Source organism: Vulcanisaeta souniana JCM 11219 (assembly GCF_026000775.1).
Lineage (GTDB): Archaea > Thermoproteota > Thermoprotei > Thermoproteales > Thermocladiaceae > Vulcanisaeta > Vulcanisaeta souniana.
Genome location: NZ_AP026830.1, coordinates 1,472,086 through 1,486,098, shown reverse-complemented (window position 1 = coordinate 1,486,098; position 14,013 = coordinate 1,472,086). Strand labels below are relative to the sequence as shown.

Sequence of the window (14,013 nt, the reverse complement as noted above, 5' to 3'; positions counted from 1 at the left end):
AAAAATCCATAAAATTGTTTATAACTAAGGGTAAGTAGGCAAAAAACAATATATGGAAAGTGAAACGTATGAAATAATATTCTTCGGCAGAGGAGGACAAGGCGCCGTGACGGCTGCGCAGATAACAGCCCTTGCGGCAGTTAGTAAGGGGTTATATGCCCTGGCATACCCAGAGTTTGGTCCAGAAAGAAGGGGAGCGCCGGTTCGATCATACTTAGTTGTATCCACTGAACCTGTTGAGGCGAGAGAACCAATAGAGGAACCCAACATGTCTATTGTCTTTGGCCCCGACCTACTTAGGGTCAATCCCGAAATAATCAGGAGGACTCGGGACTACATTATCATTAATGCAAGACGCTATGAAACAGTTGAACCATACCTAAGAATCTTTAAGGGTGGCATTATTTACATAAACGCATATGACCTATCAACGAAGTACCTGGACAAGGCCATAGTGAATACGGCAATGCTTGGCGCACTATTGAGAGTATTCGATATATTAACTGTCGAGGATGTTGCCTACGCCGCATCAAAATTCTTCGGCAGTAAACTAGGGAAACTAAATGCGGAATTAATCAGGATAGCATACAATGAGTCAAGGGTGATCAAATGAACAACAATGAATCGCTAAAGAACACCAGGTTATTAGGATGGAGGGAACTCCATCCGATCGGCAGTTATGTGGTAGAACCCATGAGCACCATTAAGAACACCACTGGTTCTTGGAGGACTGAGAGACCCGTTATTGACCAGGATGCGTGTATTAGGTGCAGGACGTGCTGGATGTACTGCCCTGAACCGGCAATACTTGAATTGAAGAAGCCCTATGCAACGAAGGCCGGTAAGAGGTATGACTTGACTTATGAGATTGATTATGATCACTGCAAGGGCTGCGGAATATGCGCCCATGAATGCCCAGTCAAGGCAATAAAGATGGTGCCAGAGGGTGGTGAGGAGTGAGTCTAACAGTGATCAAATCAAGGATAGGGAGAGAAATCATTAGGGATAGAGTTGCCATAACCTCTAATTACGCCGCTGCCTATGCGGCTAAAGATGCAGAGGTAGACGTAGTGGCCGCCTACCCAATAACGCCACAAACACCTGCAGTTGAAAAGATGGCTGAGTTCATAGCCAATGGCGAATTAAGTGCTGAGTACATACCGGTGGAGTCCGAACATAGTGCCTTATCTGCGCTCATAGGCGCCTCAGCTGCAGGAGCAAGGGTGTTCACAGCAACATCAAGCCAGGGACTCCTGTACATGTTTGAGTTACTTTATATTGCCTCTGGTCTTAGGCTTCCAATAGTCATGGGATTAGCCACCAGGGCGGTCTCGGCGCCAATAAGTATTCATGGTGATTACCAAGACTTCGCTGCAACTAGGGATTCTGGTTGGGTTATTATGATTGCCTCCAGTGCCCAGGAGGTTTATGATTCAATAATCATGGCATACAGGATCGCAGAGGACAACAGAGTCCTACTACCAGTCATGGTCTCATACGACGGATTCCTAATGAGCCACACCACAGAACCAGTGGAACTATATGACGCGGATACGATCAGGGGATTCGCACCAAAGAGGCTGAATAGACCCATACTGGATAGTAGTAAGCCGATAACCATGGGCGCAATGGCGGTTCCAGAGTGGTATTATGAGATTAAGTACCAATTAATTGAAGCAATGCATAACTCGATGGGTGTGATTAGGGAGGTTCATGATGCCTTCAATAGGACCTTCAGTAGAAATTACAGGCTAGTCGAGGGATATATGCTTGATGATGCGGATTATGCCGTCATAGCCTATGGCGGTATATGGGGCAACGTCAAGAGGGCTGTGAATGAAGCCAGGAAAAGAGGCATTAAGGCAGGCGCCCTTAGGTTAAGATTATTCAGACCATTCCCAACTGATGAGTTAATCGAAATGATCAGCGATATGAAGACCGTGGCGGTTATAGACAGGGCAGTAAGCCCTGGGGCAGCAATCGAAGGACCTGTAGCCATGGAAGTGGCTACGGCATTGCATTCAAGGGGGCTTAGCACTCCAGTGGTTTCTGTGGTTCATGGACTTGGACAAAGGACTGTGTACTCAAGGGACGTCGCTAAACTAATCAAGATAATAAACGATTCACAGCCTTGGGATCTAACGAAGAGTACCATGTACATGGGTGTGAGGGAGTATGGCAATGAAGGTTAAACTAGCTAAATCCTTCTTTGACATAACCAGGGAAGAGTATCTGGCACCAGGGCATACTGCGTGTCCTGCCTGCGGAGCACTACTAACGGCTAGGTTAGTACTTAAGGCCGCCGGCCCTGATGTAATAGTCGTTAACCCAACAGGATGTCTTGAGGTTACGACGACCATATACCCATACACCGCCTGGGGTGTTCCGTACATACACGTGGCCTTTGAGAATGCAGGTGCCGTGGCCTCCGGCATAGAGGCCGCCATAAAGTCACTGAACAAAAATGGATCACTGAAAAGGAACACTAAGGTTTTGGTTATTGCCGGTGATGGTGGTACTTATGATATTGGTTTGCAGGCTCTCAGTGGTATGCTTGAGCGTGGTCATGGCGTGCTCTATGTGCTTTATGATAATGAGGCCTACATGAACACAGGAATACAGAGAAGCGGAGGAACACCGAAGTTCGCGAGGACCACCACCATGCCTGCGGGTACGGTGATTAGGGGTAAGATTGAGAAGAAGAAGGATATAATGAGCATAGTGATGGCTCACCATATACCATACGCAGCCACGGCGAATGTAGCCTTTCCAATTGATCTAGTGAATAAGGTGAGGAAGGCGTTGTCGTATTTAAATGAGGGCCCGGCATTCATACACGTACTGGCACCATGCCCACCAGGTTGGGGATTCTCTGATGAGAAGATGATCGAGATAGCCAGACTAGCCACAGAGACAGGTTACTTCCCACTATACGAGTGGGACCGTGATAGGTTAATCATAAACCCACCAAGTGATATGTACATGGATAAGAGATTGCGTAAGTCATTGAGAGAATTCGTTAAGGCGCAGTCCAGGTGGTCCCACGTGACTGATGAGGAGATTAAGGGTCTTGAGAAGGATATTGATGATTTCCTTAATTACCTGTGGCGCTTGTCAATGGGTTCTGGGGTACCCACGCCATATGCCTAACCGCATCTAAAATAATGCTTCTACAGTGAACTTGACCTGTGGGTAAATGCGGTCACCCTTCCACATCAGATCTTCTATGTGGTTCGACCTTCTCAGGCAATCTTATGTTCACCCTTATCCTAGCCAGGTTCTTGGCTATGTTTTCCGCAAGCTGGAAGTCATACAGCCTTGCCATGGATATCCTCTGGGCCTCAGGTGAGCCTGCGCCGTGGATTGACTCTATTAAGTAACCAGCACTTATGCTTACGTTCTCGAGCAATCTAAGCATCCTGAGCCTGTCCTCAGCCGTAAACTCAGGTACACCCTGCAGGTACTTCTCTATCAATGGCCTTAACTCTGGGTTCTTGAGGTCGAATTCGCTTGGTGCTGTACCCAGTAATCCACCGGCAATATCGTGAGCCAGCCTGGCTATTTCATAGGGAAACCTAGTCACTAGGTGTTTGGTCACGTTTGCGTACATTGGGTTTACCCACCAACCACCATCGCTAAGTAGTTTAATGCCCTCCCAACTGGCTGTCAGACCCGCTGAGTACATGGTCTCGTTTAGGAACACCATCTCAGTGAGTTTACTCTGCACGTGAGGCCTATCCTGAATCCCCAACTGTCTCGCCAAATCATAGGTGGTCCCTATTATCACATCACCAAGTCCTGACTTACACCCGGCATAGCCCTGTCTGTGGTATGCCGAAAACACCTCAACGAGTGCGCCAGCCCAGGCCCAATCAAGGTAAAGGAAGACCCTATCCCACGGCACGAACACGTCATTAAATATCACTAGACCCTCATGATTAAACATGTATGGTAAGCCATCAATTTCACCACCCTCCAACCTCCTTGCATCGTTCAATTGACGGCCGACAACCACGGTAACCCCAGGCGTGTCCAGAGGTATTGCGAAGGATATTGCGTACCTGGTGTCCTTTTCCGTCATGGCCCTGGTGGGCATGACAATAACCTCATCGACGACGGCCACGCCGGTTATGTTAGCCTTAGCACCTCTGACCACAATACCGTCATCCCTCTCCTCAACAACCCTAACATATGCGTCGGGGTTCGGTTGCTCACTAGGCCTAAGGGTTCTCACTCCCTTCACATCAGTCATTGCGCCGGCTAGTGCCAGGTCATTCTTTTGAACGTATTTCAAATAATTAATGAACCTATCTCGATACACCCCCTTGCCCTCCCTCTCGGCTATCTTACTAGTAATTATGTATAAGGTATTTAGCGCATCCCAACCAACACATCTCTGGAAGCACGCACCGACCTTATGGCTCAATCTCCTAAGTAGCTTTACCTTGGCCACCAAGTCCTCTGGGCCCTGGTGTATATGGTTAAAGCGGTTGACCTCCTCATTGATGTACGGGCTGTACGCCCTCGCTAACTTCTTGGTATCTTCCTGGAAGGCCGCATCGAAGGTAGCCTTAAAGGCCAATACTGACGGCTTTAAAAAGGGGCTTGCCATCGCATCATTCACTGGCTTGCCCATGACGTACACCTTCACATACTTCCTATTCCTTATGCCCTCCACATACTGCTCGCCAGTCCTAAGGCCCATATCATCGGTAAATGTTATGGCTTATATAAATTTTACCACAAATTATGAACAAGTTAAGGATAAGATTTCACGCCTAGGTTCATTAATGGTACTAACTTTCTGAATCAAACCTGGCGTATAGACTGTATACCTAGGTCCGCAAAATGGAAATAGCAATCAACTACTTGCCGTGCTCACACATAATGGTCTTAATTACCATTCACTATTTTCCCAATCAATTACCAACACTAATGTGCTTAGTTAAACCCCTGCTTTTAATTACGGTATGTACCCACCGCTCCTGGTGATTATTCATAACCTCTGTATTATGAGGTAAACCATATAAATACTATATATTGAAGAAAACCAATGGGCCTAACACTAACTGAGAAAATACTCAATAGGGCATCGGGACAATCAGTAAGCCCTGGCGACGTGGTTGAGATCAACGTTGACTTGGCAGCATTTCATGACTTAACTGGTTACCACGTAGTTGAGGTCATGGAGAAAATGGGGAAAGTTAGGATTTGGGATGTTAATAAATTCGTCCTGGCCTTCGACCACCTGGCGCCACCACCAACGGAGAGAGCCGCCGAAATACAGGTTGGGCTTAGGAAATTCGCGAAAACAGCCAGTGTCAAGTTCTTCCATGACGTTGGTGATGGGATCCTGCACCAATTACTACTTGATCAATACGCATTACCGGGGCAAGTGGTTATGGCTGCTGATAGCCACACAACAACTGTTGGTGCTGTTGGCGCCTTCGCCCAGGGACTTGGGGCCAGCGACGTTGCTGCCATAGTCATAACAGGGAAGACTTGGATGGTAGCTCCAGAGCCCTTTAGGATTAGGGTGCTCGGTAAACCAGGTCCGGGGATTTATGGTAAGGACGTTGTACTCCACCTACTTGGTGTGTTTAAGGCTGAGGGACTCAATGGTAAGTCCGCCGAGTTCTTTGTTGAAGATCCAGGGGCATTCCCAATGGATTATAGGGCCACCGTGTCTAACATGGGCATAGAGCTCGGCCTTGACGCAGCCATGTTCGTACCTGACAGCGAGACTGTAAGGCACATTAAGGAGAAGAGGGGTGTCGAGATCAAGCCAGTAACGCCAGACCCAGATGCTAGGTATGTCGATGGTTATGACGTGGAATTGAATAAGCTCGAGCCACTCGTGGCTGCACCGCACAGTGTCGATAATGTTAAGTCGATAAGTGAGGTTGAGGGTTTGGATGTGGATTACGTGTTCATAGGTTCATGCACAAACGGTAGGCTCAGTGATATTGAGGTTGCGGCTAAGATACTAAGGAATGGCAGGGTGAGAAGTAGGTGCGTTGCAATACCAGCATCGCGCGAGATCTACATAAAGGCGTCAGAGCTGGGTTACATAGACACTTTGGTAAGGGCAGGCTGTGTCGTGACCTACGGCACCTGCGGTCCATGCCTAGGCGGTCACTTCGGACTTGTTGGACCCGGGGAGGTGGCTATATCTACAGGCAGTAGGAATTTCAGGGGCAGAATGGGGTCATCAGAGGGCAGGGTTTATCTGGCCAACGCTGCCGTAGCCGCCGCAACAGCGTTGAATGGTAAGTTCACGGATCCCAGGAAGTACCTCACGTAAACTGGGACTGACCAATTAATTTGGTTCAAATAAATATCTGCGTAGATGAGTATTTTCTTTATTAATGGTTCTGATCATGATCTGGTGATTGGCAATTGCGGTAGGGTGAGGAACGAAGGAAATGATATTTACTGACATGGGCTTTTGAAACTTAAGGATTATTAAGTTAGGTTATTGATAAACTAATTAGGACTGAGGTTGAAACCACCTTCATCAGCCTCTCCCTCCTCATCCCAGTCATCTATTTCGTCCTCATACTCGTCTTGTTCCTCATCCTCATTAACAATATCCATTTTCCTATTACCCAATGCGCTCTTAATGTTAGTGATTATCAGGTCCCAGAAATCCTCAGGTGCGTATATGTAGATTTCCTGCTCAACTGCGTCATTTGTCTCAAAGGGTTCATCAAAAACTATCGACCAGGTGGAGTTTCTTACATTAATTGAGTAGGAAACATCGTGATGGGCCTCAACACCACCGAAGATCATGACATCCTCTATCAAGATATTACCGTCGGTAAATATGTGGTGGTTAGCATCTACGGCACCTCCAAGGTACTCAGCCGTACTCAGGAACAGAACCATCGCATCAGCCCTTGAACTGTTAATAATCTCCTTAACCTTGATCAACGCATCCTCAAGTGAGCACCTGCATGTGCTTAGTGACGGTGCATAACGCTTAATGACGGTTTGCGGCGCGCTGAAACTAATGAACCTATACCTATGTCCTTCGCTACGTATGAATCCCATAATCACATCACTTAATTTTCTCATGTACTTAGTAGGTGCCTTTATACTTACATGTGCCTCACCCTCAAACTTCGATTTATTCCTCCTGCCATTGAACGTTAGTTCCCTCTTCTCGTAGGACCAAGCATCATACTTAACGGTTTTTCCCCTGCTGAGGGTTATGTGTATTCTGTCGATATTTCTCTCCTTAATCCAATCAAGTATTTCGTGCCATATGTCCTGGATGTCGATAGAGCCACTACCGCCCATCAATTAGTTATTTCCTAAGGAAATTAATAAGCATCTCACTAATTTCTTTATCAGAGAGTTTACTAAAAGTTTTTCGGTATTTTACTTTAAATTGAAATAATTAAATCACTAAATGAATCACCCTTGATTTAGGGTCTCACGTGACTTAACATACTCGAGTAATCCGCCGCTAATTAATATCTCAAGGGCCATGCCAGTTATTGGTCTTGCCCTCAACACCTTCTGGCCATTATTGACCAAGACCTCGCCAGTACTTACGTTAATCCTCACAAAATCACCCTCATTAACCTCCTTACTCACGCCGGGTACTACGAGTACCGGCAAACCATTATTGATTGCGTTTCTATAGAATATTCTCGCAAAGGACTCGGCCAATACTGCCTTAACACCAGCCGCCTTGAGGGCCATGGCTGCCTGTTCACGGCTTGAACCCATCCCAAAACCCCTACCTGCAACGAGTATTACACCCTTGCTTGCCTTCTCGAGGAAGTTCGGTATCAATGGCTCCATTGCATGCTTAGCAAGCATTGACGGGTCTGTGTAAACGAGGTACCTGGCAGGTATTATCACATCAGTATCTATGTTATCACCAACCTTGATCACGGGACCCTCAACAACAAACTCCCTAGTCTGCACAGTACCCATGTTTAACGGGACTATTTAAGCTTTATATCCCTCGAACATCTATAATTAGAACACCATTAAGATGGACAGAAAATAAAATAACGCAGTAGTAATTGTAGTAATGCAAATGATAAGCGCAGTCATCGCATCATTAATAATCTCGGTGGTAATAGTTACGTTACTGTTAATCCCCAGGATAGGCCCGCCAATTAATAACGATAATAATTACCCGAAATACAAAACTGCAGGTTGCACCTCAACCAAACTACCCAACAACCCAACCATCTATATAGTTGATAGAGGAAAAATTATCGAGGAGATCATTAATATTGTCGCTAATCCATCACAGCTAAAGCGAATAACCCCGGGTCAAGTTGCCTCATTACCCAGCAACAACGCGATGATGATAGAATGGGACTTAGTGAAACCCTATTGTTATTAACGAAACAACGATTAACCCAATGAGCTCTACAATTCAGGAGTTAAGTACAGCCCTTGCATGAACTCATTTACCGATGAATCACTTGCACTATGGATAGTACCCGACTACCAAGGTGGGACATCATTGCCAGTGTGCATGGGGATCATGGTCATTACAAAGACTAATAATTACGTGATCTATACATGCAGGGATCAGGAAATTATTGCGTCACGTATGCTTTGGATAGTGAATGTAGTGCCTATATTAGGTACTGAGGCTCAGAAACCACCAGGACTTTAGGGCCCTAGCTTCATCACGCCTGGGTAATACCATGGCTTCCTGCTCTCCTTTTATCGTTTTTCCTTAACTTCTATATTAATTAGCACGATCCTTAATATATTATTGTTGTGAGGTAATGCTTATATATACTTGATATAATCTGCACCTAGTATGGTAGGTGGTGTAGAAATCCACGAGAGTTGAGGTTCTGGATACGACGCTTAGGGACGGGGCTCAAATGACTGGTATATCGTTCACACTTAATGACAAGGTTAGGATCGCCCTAATGCTCGATGATTTAGGCATTAATTATATAGAGGGTGGGTGGCCTGGTAGCAATCCCAAGGATGCCGAGTTTTTCAGGGAAATGAAGAATCACCCATTGAGTAATGCCAAACTGGCTGCCTTCGGAATGACCAAGAGAAAGGGCGTTAATGCGAAGGATGACGTTAATCTAAACGCCATACTTGACTCGGATGTTGGCGTTGCAGTCTTGGTTGGTAAGTCCTGGATACTCCACGTTAGGGAGGTCCTTAAGGTTAGTCCAGAGGATAACCTGGACATGATATATGATAGTATTCGTTACCTCAGGGATCACGGTTTGACCGTTATATTTGACGCCGAGCACTTCTACCAGGGATTTAAGGAGGATCCGGACTATACGCTTAGGATCGCCAGGACCGCGGAGGAGGCTGGGGCTAGTGCAGTCGTATTGGCGGACACTAATGGTGCCATGCTCCCTCATGAGATTTATGAAATAACGACCAAAGTCGTGAAGGAAATGAAGACCATGGTAGGTGTACACATGCATAATGACTCCGGTTGCGCCGTGGCCAACACCGTGATGGGTGTATTGGCTGGTGCTCGCCATGTTCAGGGAACCATCAATGGGCTTGGGGAAAGGACAGGAAATGCCGACTTAATCCAGGTAATACCAAACCTAGTGCTTAAACTTGGCCTCAAGGCGCTTAGGAGCCTTGATGACCTTAAGAAGCTAAGAGCCGTGTCCAGGTTTGTATATGAAGCTGCAGGTCTAAGTCCAAACCCGTACCAACCATACGTCGGTGATTACGCCTTCTCCCACAAGGCGGGTCTCCATGCTGATGGCGTGTCCAAGGTGACCAGGGCATATGAGCATGTAGACCCTGAGTTGGTTGGCAATAGCAGAAGGTTCGTGGTTTCAGAGTTAGCTGGCTCATCAAACATACTCATGTACCTTAGGGACCTGGGCTTTAATGTTACTAAGGACGACCCGAGGCTAAGGCACGCCCTTGAGAGAATTAAGGAACTTGAAAATGAGGGTTATAGCTTTGACCTGGCGCCGGCGTCTGCTGTACTCATTGTACTTAGGGAAATTGGGGTGTTCAGGGATGAGTTAAGGATTGATTATTGGAAGGTTGTAAGTGATGATGATATGCACGTGGCTATGGTCAAGGTCAATGGTGAGTTAGGTGTTGCCGAGGGTGTTGGCCCTGTACATGCAATCGACAGGGCATTAAGGAGCGTTGCATCTAGGTTATTCCCTGAACTCAATGGCGTTATTCTTACTGACTATAGGGTTATACTCCCTGGTGAGGTTAAGAATACGGAGAGCGTGGTTAGGGTCCTCATGGAGTTTAGTGATGGAAAGACCAGGTGGAGGACTGTTGGCGTCTCCACCAGCATCATCGCTGCGAGTGTCGCGGCATTGCTTGATGGCCTTAATTATATATTGATGATTAATCATTATAAAGGTAGTAGGTAAATTATAGATGTAAAGCATTAATTCATTATTTTACAGTTTAGTACCTTATTATTGCTATTTATATCATGATCGTAGGTATATACTATACCCGAGACAGTAAATTTTAAATATGTGTTATGTTCGTGCCTATATAGAGGTGACCCGATGGAAATGGAAACCCTGTATTAGACTTGGACGTACGGGTGTCAAAGGTGGGTGGTTCGTTATTAACTAATGGTAATGTCCTGAACGTTATGAACCACGTCGTAGAGAGAGAACGCCCGTACGGTGGCAAATTAATAATAGTTGTCTCGGCCATGAAAGGAGTAACAGACCTTCTAATAAGGGCCTCTGACAATCATGACCCAAAGGCACTTGATGATGCAATATTAATGTATGTCAACGAGGCACTAAACCTTGGGCTCAATAAATTGGCGTCCTTCCTTGAGTTAACACGCGAGGAGTTACGCAGATTCATAAACCTGGAGGACCCATGGATTAGGGATTACGTGGTGATCCATGGAGAATTACTGTCAGTACTTCTCGTTGAGAACGTGCTCAGGGATTTACTTGAATTAAATGCAAGGGCTGTCTATGAACCTGGTATTATGACCAATGATTCCTGGGGCTCCGCACTGGTGAATCACGAGTTAAGCAGCAGGTATGTTGTTAACAGGTTTAGGAAGTTGCTTAGTGCATATGATGTAGCCATAGTGCCTGGCTTCCTTGGCGTTACAGAGGATGGTCGGTACACATCATTGGGCAGGGGTGGTAGTGACTACACGGCTTCATTACTCGCCAATTACCTGGGAGCGTCACGCCTAACCTTCTACACAGATAGTGGTGGATTATTAAGTGGTGACCCTAGGATAATAAATGACCCCGTATTAATTAAAGAAATTAGTTATGGTGAGGCTAACGTGGCTTCGATGCTTGGCGCCAAGAAGTTTCACCCCAGAACCTTCGAGCCACTTATGAATAGTAGGGTTGTTACGTTCATAACGGATCCATGGCATGAAAGCGGCACTTACGTAATTAACAATTGCATCACTGCGCCAAAGCTGGTCACGGTCAGTGAGACCGGCAGAGACGGGTTCAGAGTGTCTGTGGTTGGCTGCAATCTCTCACTGAATGAACGCTTAAGGAGCGAAGTCACGAAAATCGTTTCCTCATACGAAATCAATGAGGTCAGGAACGAACATAACCACGCAATATCCACCCTGGTAAACGATTGGGATGATGCAATAGCACTGGCTAGGGATGTACACAGATGGGTGAGGGTATGGATCGCGTGAGAGTATCAATACTGGGGGCCACGGGACTCGTGGGGCAATGGATGATTAAGTTACTGGCTAATCACCCATTCATTGAGATCGTTGGCCTATCAGCATCGCCAGGCAAGGTAGGGCGTAAGTACGGCGATGTAGTTCATTGGTTCATACCCGGTGATATACCTGAGTACGTTAAAGACATGGCGTTAGTGTCGACTGACCCGGCCGACCACAAGGCAGCTGATGTGGTGCTCTCGGCATTGCCGAACGATGTGGCCTGGCCCACGGAGAGCAAGTTGGCGAATGCTGGTTTAAACGTGGTTTCTAATGCATCCCCCGAGAGAATGAACCCAAGGATACCTCTGATAAATCCCGAGGTTAATTGGGAGCATCTAAACATACTTAGGGACCTTAAGGGCAACTGGATGGTGAAGAACCCGAACTGCACGGCAGCCATAATATCAATGCCCCTGAAGCCAATCCAGGACCTCATAGGCACGTTGCACATAGTAACGCTGCAGTCAGTCTCTGGAGCTGGTTACCTGGGCTTGTCTTACCTGGCAATAGATGGTAATGTAATACCGTTTATAAAGGGCGAGGAGGAAAAGATCGATATTGAGATAAATAAGATGCTCGGTAAGCAACTCGTTGATCACTACGATCCGTGGGGTAAACCCATCTATGTAACGGCAACCAGGGTGCCCGTCAAGTACGGGCACACCGCAGTGATACATGCCATACTTAATAGGAATGCAGATGCTAACCAGGTTATTGAAAGACTGAGGAGGTTTAAGTCACTGCCTCAGGAAAAGGAGTTACCAACAGCACCCAGGGAGCCAATAAAGGTGCTTGACAGGGTTGATGCACCACAGCCAGCCAGGGACTTGGATCCAATGGCTGTGAGCGTTGGCAGGGTAACAATAAGGGATAACGTGCTGAGACTTGTGGTTATTGGCGATAACCTGGTCCGTGGTGCAGCCGGGATAACGATATTAACAATAGAGACAATGAAAACCCTAGGGATTCTCTAAAATCATTAACTTCATGACCAAGACTAAGGCCCAGGGGTCCCGAGAGAGGACTCAATAGCCTTGGTTGTGCCGCTATCAATAAACTCCTCACTTAAGTGCATTAACTTTCCGTGGAGTATTGTGGCGGCTACGGCGATGTCAACCTCAAATCCCTTAAATGGAGAGAACCTTGCCTTGGTTTTGAATTTCTCAGGTTCGATCCTGTGTCTAGCCTTTGTATTCACTATTGTTAAATCGGCGCAGGACCCCTGCCTAATCCCTATGTTTAAACCAAGGAACCTGGCTGGTCTTTCCTGGATTGCTCTCATTATCGTACCAAGGTCTGCAAAGCCCCTACGCCAAAGCGTTAGTAGTAGTGGGGCAGTGGTTTCAAGGCCTACGATACCCGGCGGCGCCTCATCGTATGGCTTATCCTTCTCCCAATTGGCGTGTGGCGCATGATCGCTGGCTACCATCTGTACCTCACCCCTAATTAACATGGTCAATAGCTCCCTTCTTGTCGTCTCATCCCTTAGTGGCGGGTTTACCTTACAATAGGCCGGCTTCTCAGTCCTCGCCAGGCACTCCTCTTGGCTGAGGAACATGTGGTGCGGGGTTACGTCAAAAGTAATATCTAGCCCAGAGGATTTAATTATACCGATCGACTGGGGTAGTGTTAGGTGGGTTATGTGGGCCTTCGTGCCGTACCTATAAACCAGCCTTATCACGTTGTGTATGCATGATAGCTCGGCCCTTGGATTCCTAATAACATTGTGGTGCTCAAAGTCCCTGGGCCCACTGTACTGACCTATGATCAGTGGATCCTCGCAATGCATTATAATGGGCATGCCAACCCTAGCTGCCTCCCTGAAGAGGAGCTCCAGGTACTGGTCACCACCGTACTCAGCGACTTCCTCGGGAAGTACCTCACCCACGGCATGCGCGCCATTGCTTAGTGCATCCCTCAGTAGGGATGGGTCCTGCGGTGCGCCAAAGTAATGCCTAATATGTAGGCTTGTTTTCCTGCTGAACTCCTCTATCTTCCTTCTTAGTAGTTCTACGGTCTTTATCGCCGGCTTCGTATTCGGCATGTCACCGACAGCCACATAACCACCAGCTAACGCAGCCTGGGTACCACTAACCGCGTCCTCCTTGTAGGAAAGGTCGAAGTCCCTGAAGTGTACGTGAATATCCACTAAGCCTGGAAGGACCAGGTATTGATTGGGTAATTCAATCTTGTTTTCCGCCTCAATTGGTTCATTGCCGACATAGGACAGCTCACTGCCGGTTATGCCTATGTAGGTTAGCCTGACTGCGCCCCTTACGTAGGCCCTAGCCTTAATTAATGTATTAACCTTGGTACTCATTAGTTAATTATAGGAA

14 protein-coding genes are annotated in these 14,013 nt (G+C 46.8%); 10 read left to right on the top strand and 4 right to left on the bottom strand.

Translation table 11 applies throughout. The annotated features are described in order from the left end of the window. Positions 1–52: 52 nt before the first annotated feature. Genes Vsou_RS08040 through Vsou_RS08025 form a run of 4 tightly spaced genes read left to right on the top strand, consistent with a single transcriptional unit; the run spans position 53 to position 3,150 of the window. Positions 53–613 (top strand): 2-oxoacid:acceptor oxidoreductase family protein, encoded by a 561-nt coding sequence (locus tag Vsou_RS08040; RefSeq protein ID WP_188603052.1) that lies wholly within the window; start codon positions 53–55, stop codon positions 611–613. Next, positions 610–960, top strand: a complete 351-nt coding sequence (locus Vsou_RS08035; RefSeq protein ID WP_054844676.1) for a 4Fe-4S binding protein — start codon at positions 610–612, stop codon at positions 958–960. Before Vsou_RS08040 ends, Vsou_RS08035 begins: the two co-directional genes overlap by 4 nt. Next, a complete protein-coding gene (locus Vsou_RS08030; RefSeq protein ID WP_188603051.1) occupies positions 957–2,192 on the top strand; it encodes a ferredoxin oxidoreductase in 1,236 nt (411 codons plus the stop codon). Before Vsou_RS08035 ends, Vsou_RS08030 begins: the two co-directional genes overlap by 4 nt. Then, positions 2,176–3,150: a thiamine pyrophosphate-dependent enzyme gene (locus tag Vsou_RS08025; RefSeq protein WP_373286821.1), complete on the top strand. Its 975-nt coding sequence runs from the start codon at positions 2,176–2,178 to the stop codon at positions 3,148–3,150. The genes Vsou_RS08030 and Vsou_RS08025 overlap by 17 nt, the downstream gene beginning before the upstream one ends. Positions 3,151–3,202: 52 nt before the next feature. Here Vsou_RS08025 and Vsou_RS08020 read toward each other — a convergent pair whose 3' ends face one another. Then, entirely contained in the window at positions 3,203–4,705 is a 1,503-nt protein-coding gene (locus Vsou_RS08020) for a 4-hydroxyphenylacetate 3-hydroxylase family protein (protein ID WP_188603049.1), read from the bottom strand. Between the two features lie 348 nt (positions 4,706–5,053). Between Vsou_RS08020 and Vsou_RS08015 the strand changes: the two genes are divergently transcribed. Beyond that, positions 5,054–6,304: a 3-isopropylmalate dehydratase large subunit gene (locus tag Vsou_RS08015; RefSeq protein ID WP_188603048.1), complete on the top strand. Its 1,251-nt coding sequence runs from the start codon at positions 5,054–5,056 to the stop codon at positions 6,302–6,304. A gap of 182 nt (positions 6,305–6,486) precedes the next feature. Here the strand turns inward: Vsou_RS08015 and Vsou_RS08010 are convergent, their stop codons facing one another. Then, entirely contained in the window at positions 6,487–7,302 is an 816-nt protein-coding gene (locus tag Vsou_RS08010; protein WP_188603047.1) for a hypothetical protein, read from the bottom strand. Between the two features lie 117 nt (positions 7,303–7,419). Then, a complete protein-coding gene (locus Vsou_RS08005) occupies positions 7,420–7,947 on the bottom strand; it encodes a 3-isopropylmalate dehydratase small subunit (RefSeq protein ID WP_188603046.1) in 528 nt (175 codons plus the stop codon). A gap of 106 nt (positions 7,948–8,053) precedes the next feature. On the opposite strand from Vsou_RS08005, the gene Vsou_RS08000 reads away from it, so the two are divergent. The 5 genes from Vsou_RS08000 (at position 8,054) to asd (ending at position 12,651) form a co-directional block, all read left to right on the top strand. After that, complete coding sequence (locus Vsou_RS08000) at positions 8,054–8,368, top strand: hypothetical protein (protein ID WP_188603045.1); 315 nt, start codon at positions 8,054–8,056, stop codon at positions 8,366–8,368. A gap of 57 nt (positions 8,369–8,425) precedes the next feature. Beyond that, on the top strand, positions 8,426–8,647 hold the full coding sequence (locus tag Vsou_RS07995; protein ID WP_188603044.1) for a hypothetical protein: 222 nt from the start codon (positions 8,426–8,428) through the stop codon (positions 8,645–8,647). A 187-nt stretch (positions 8,648–8,834) separates the two neighbouring features. Further along, positions 8,835–10,370 (top strand): citramalate synthase, encoded by a 1,536-nt coding sequence (cimA, locus tag Vsou_RS07990; protein WP_264890805.1) that lies wholly within the window; start codon positions 8,835–8,837, stop codon positions 10,368–10,370. A 182-nt stretch (positions 10,371–10,552) separates the two neighbouring features. Then, the gene (locus tag Vsou_RS07985) at positions 10,553–11,644 is read left to right on the top strand and encodes an amino acid kinase family protein (protein WP_349293694.1); all 1,092 of its coding nucleotides are present in this window, start codon (positions 10,553–10,555) and stop codon (positions 11,642–11,644) included. Beyond that, complete coding sequence (gene asd / locus Vsou_RS07980) at positions 11,632–12,651, top strand: aspartate-semialdehyde dehydrogenase (protein WP_188603041.1); 1,020 nt, start codon at positions 11,632–11,634, stop codon at positions 12,649–12,651. The genes Vsou_RS07985 and asd overlap by 13 nt, the downstream gene beginning before the upstream one ends. 23 nt (positions 12,652–12,674) lie before the next feature. Here the strand turns inward: asd and pyrC are convergent, their stop codons facing one another. Then, positions 12,675–13,997 carry a dihydroorotase gene (gene pyrC / locus Vsou_RS07975; protein ID WP_188603040.1) on the bottom strand — a complete coding sequence of 441 codons (1,323 nt, stop codon included), beginning with the start codon at positions 13,995–13,997 and terminating at the stop codon, positions 12,675–12,677. Between the last annotated feature and the right edge of the window lie 16 nt (positions 13,998–14,013).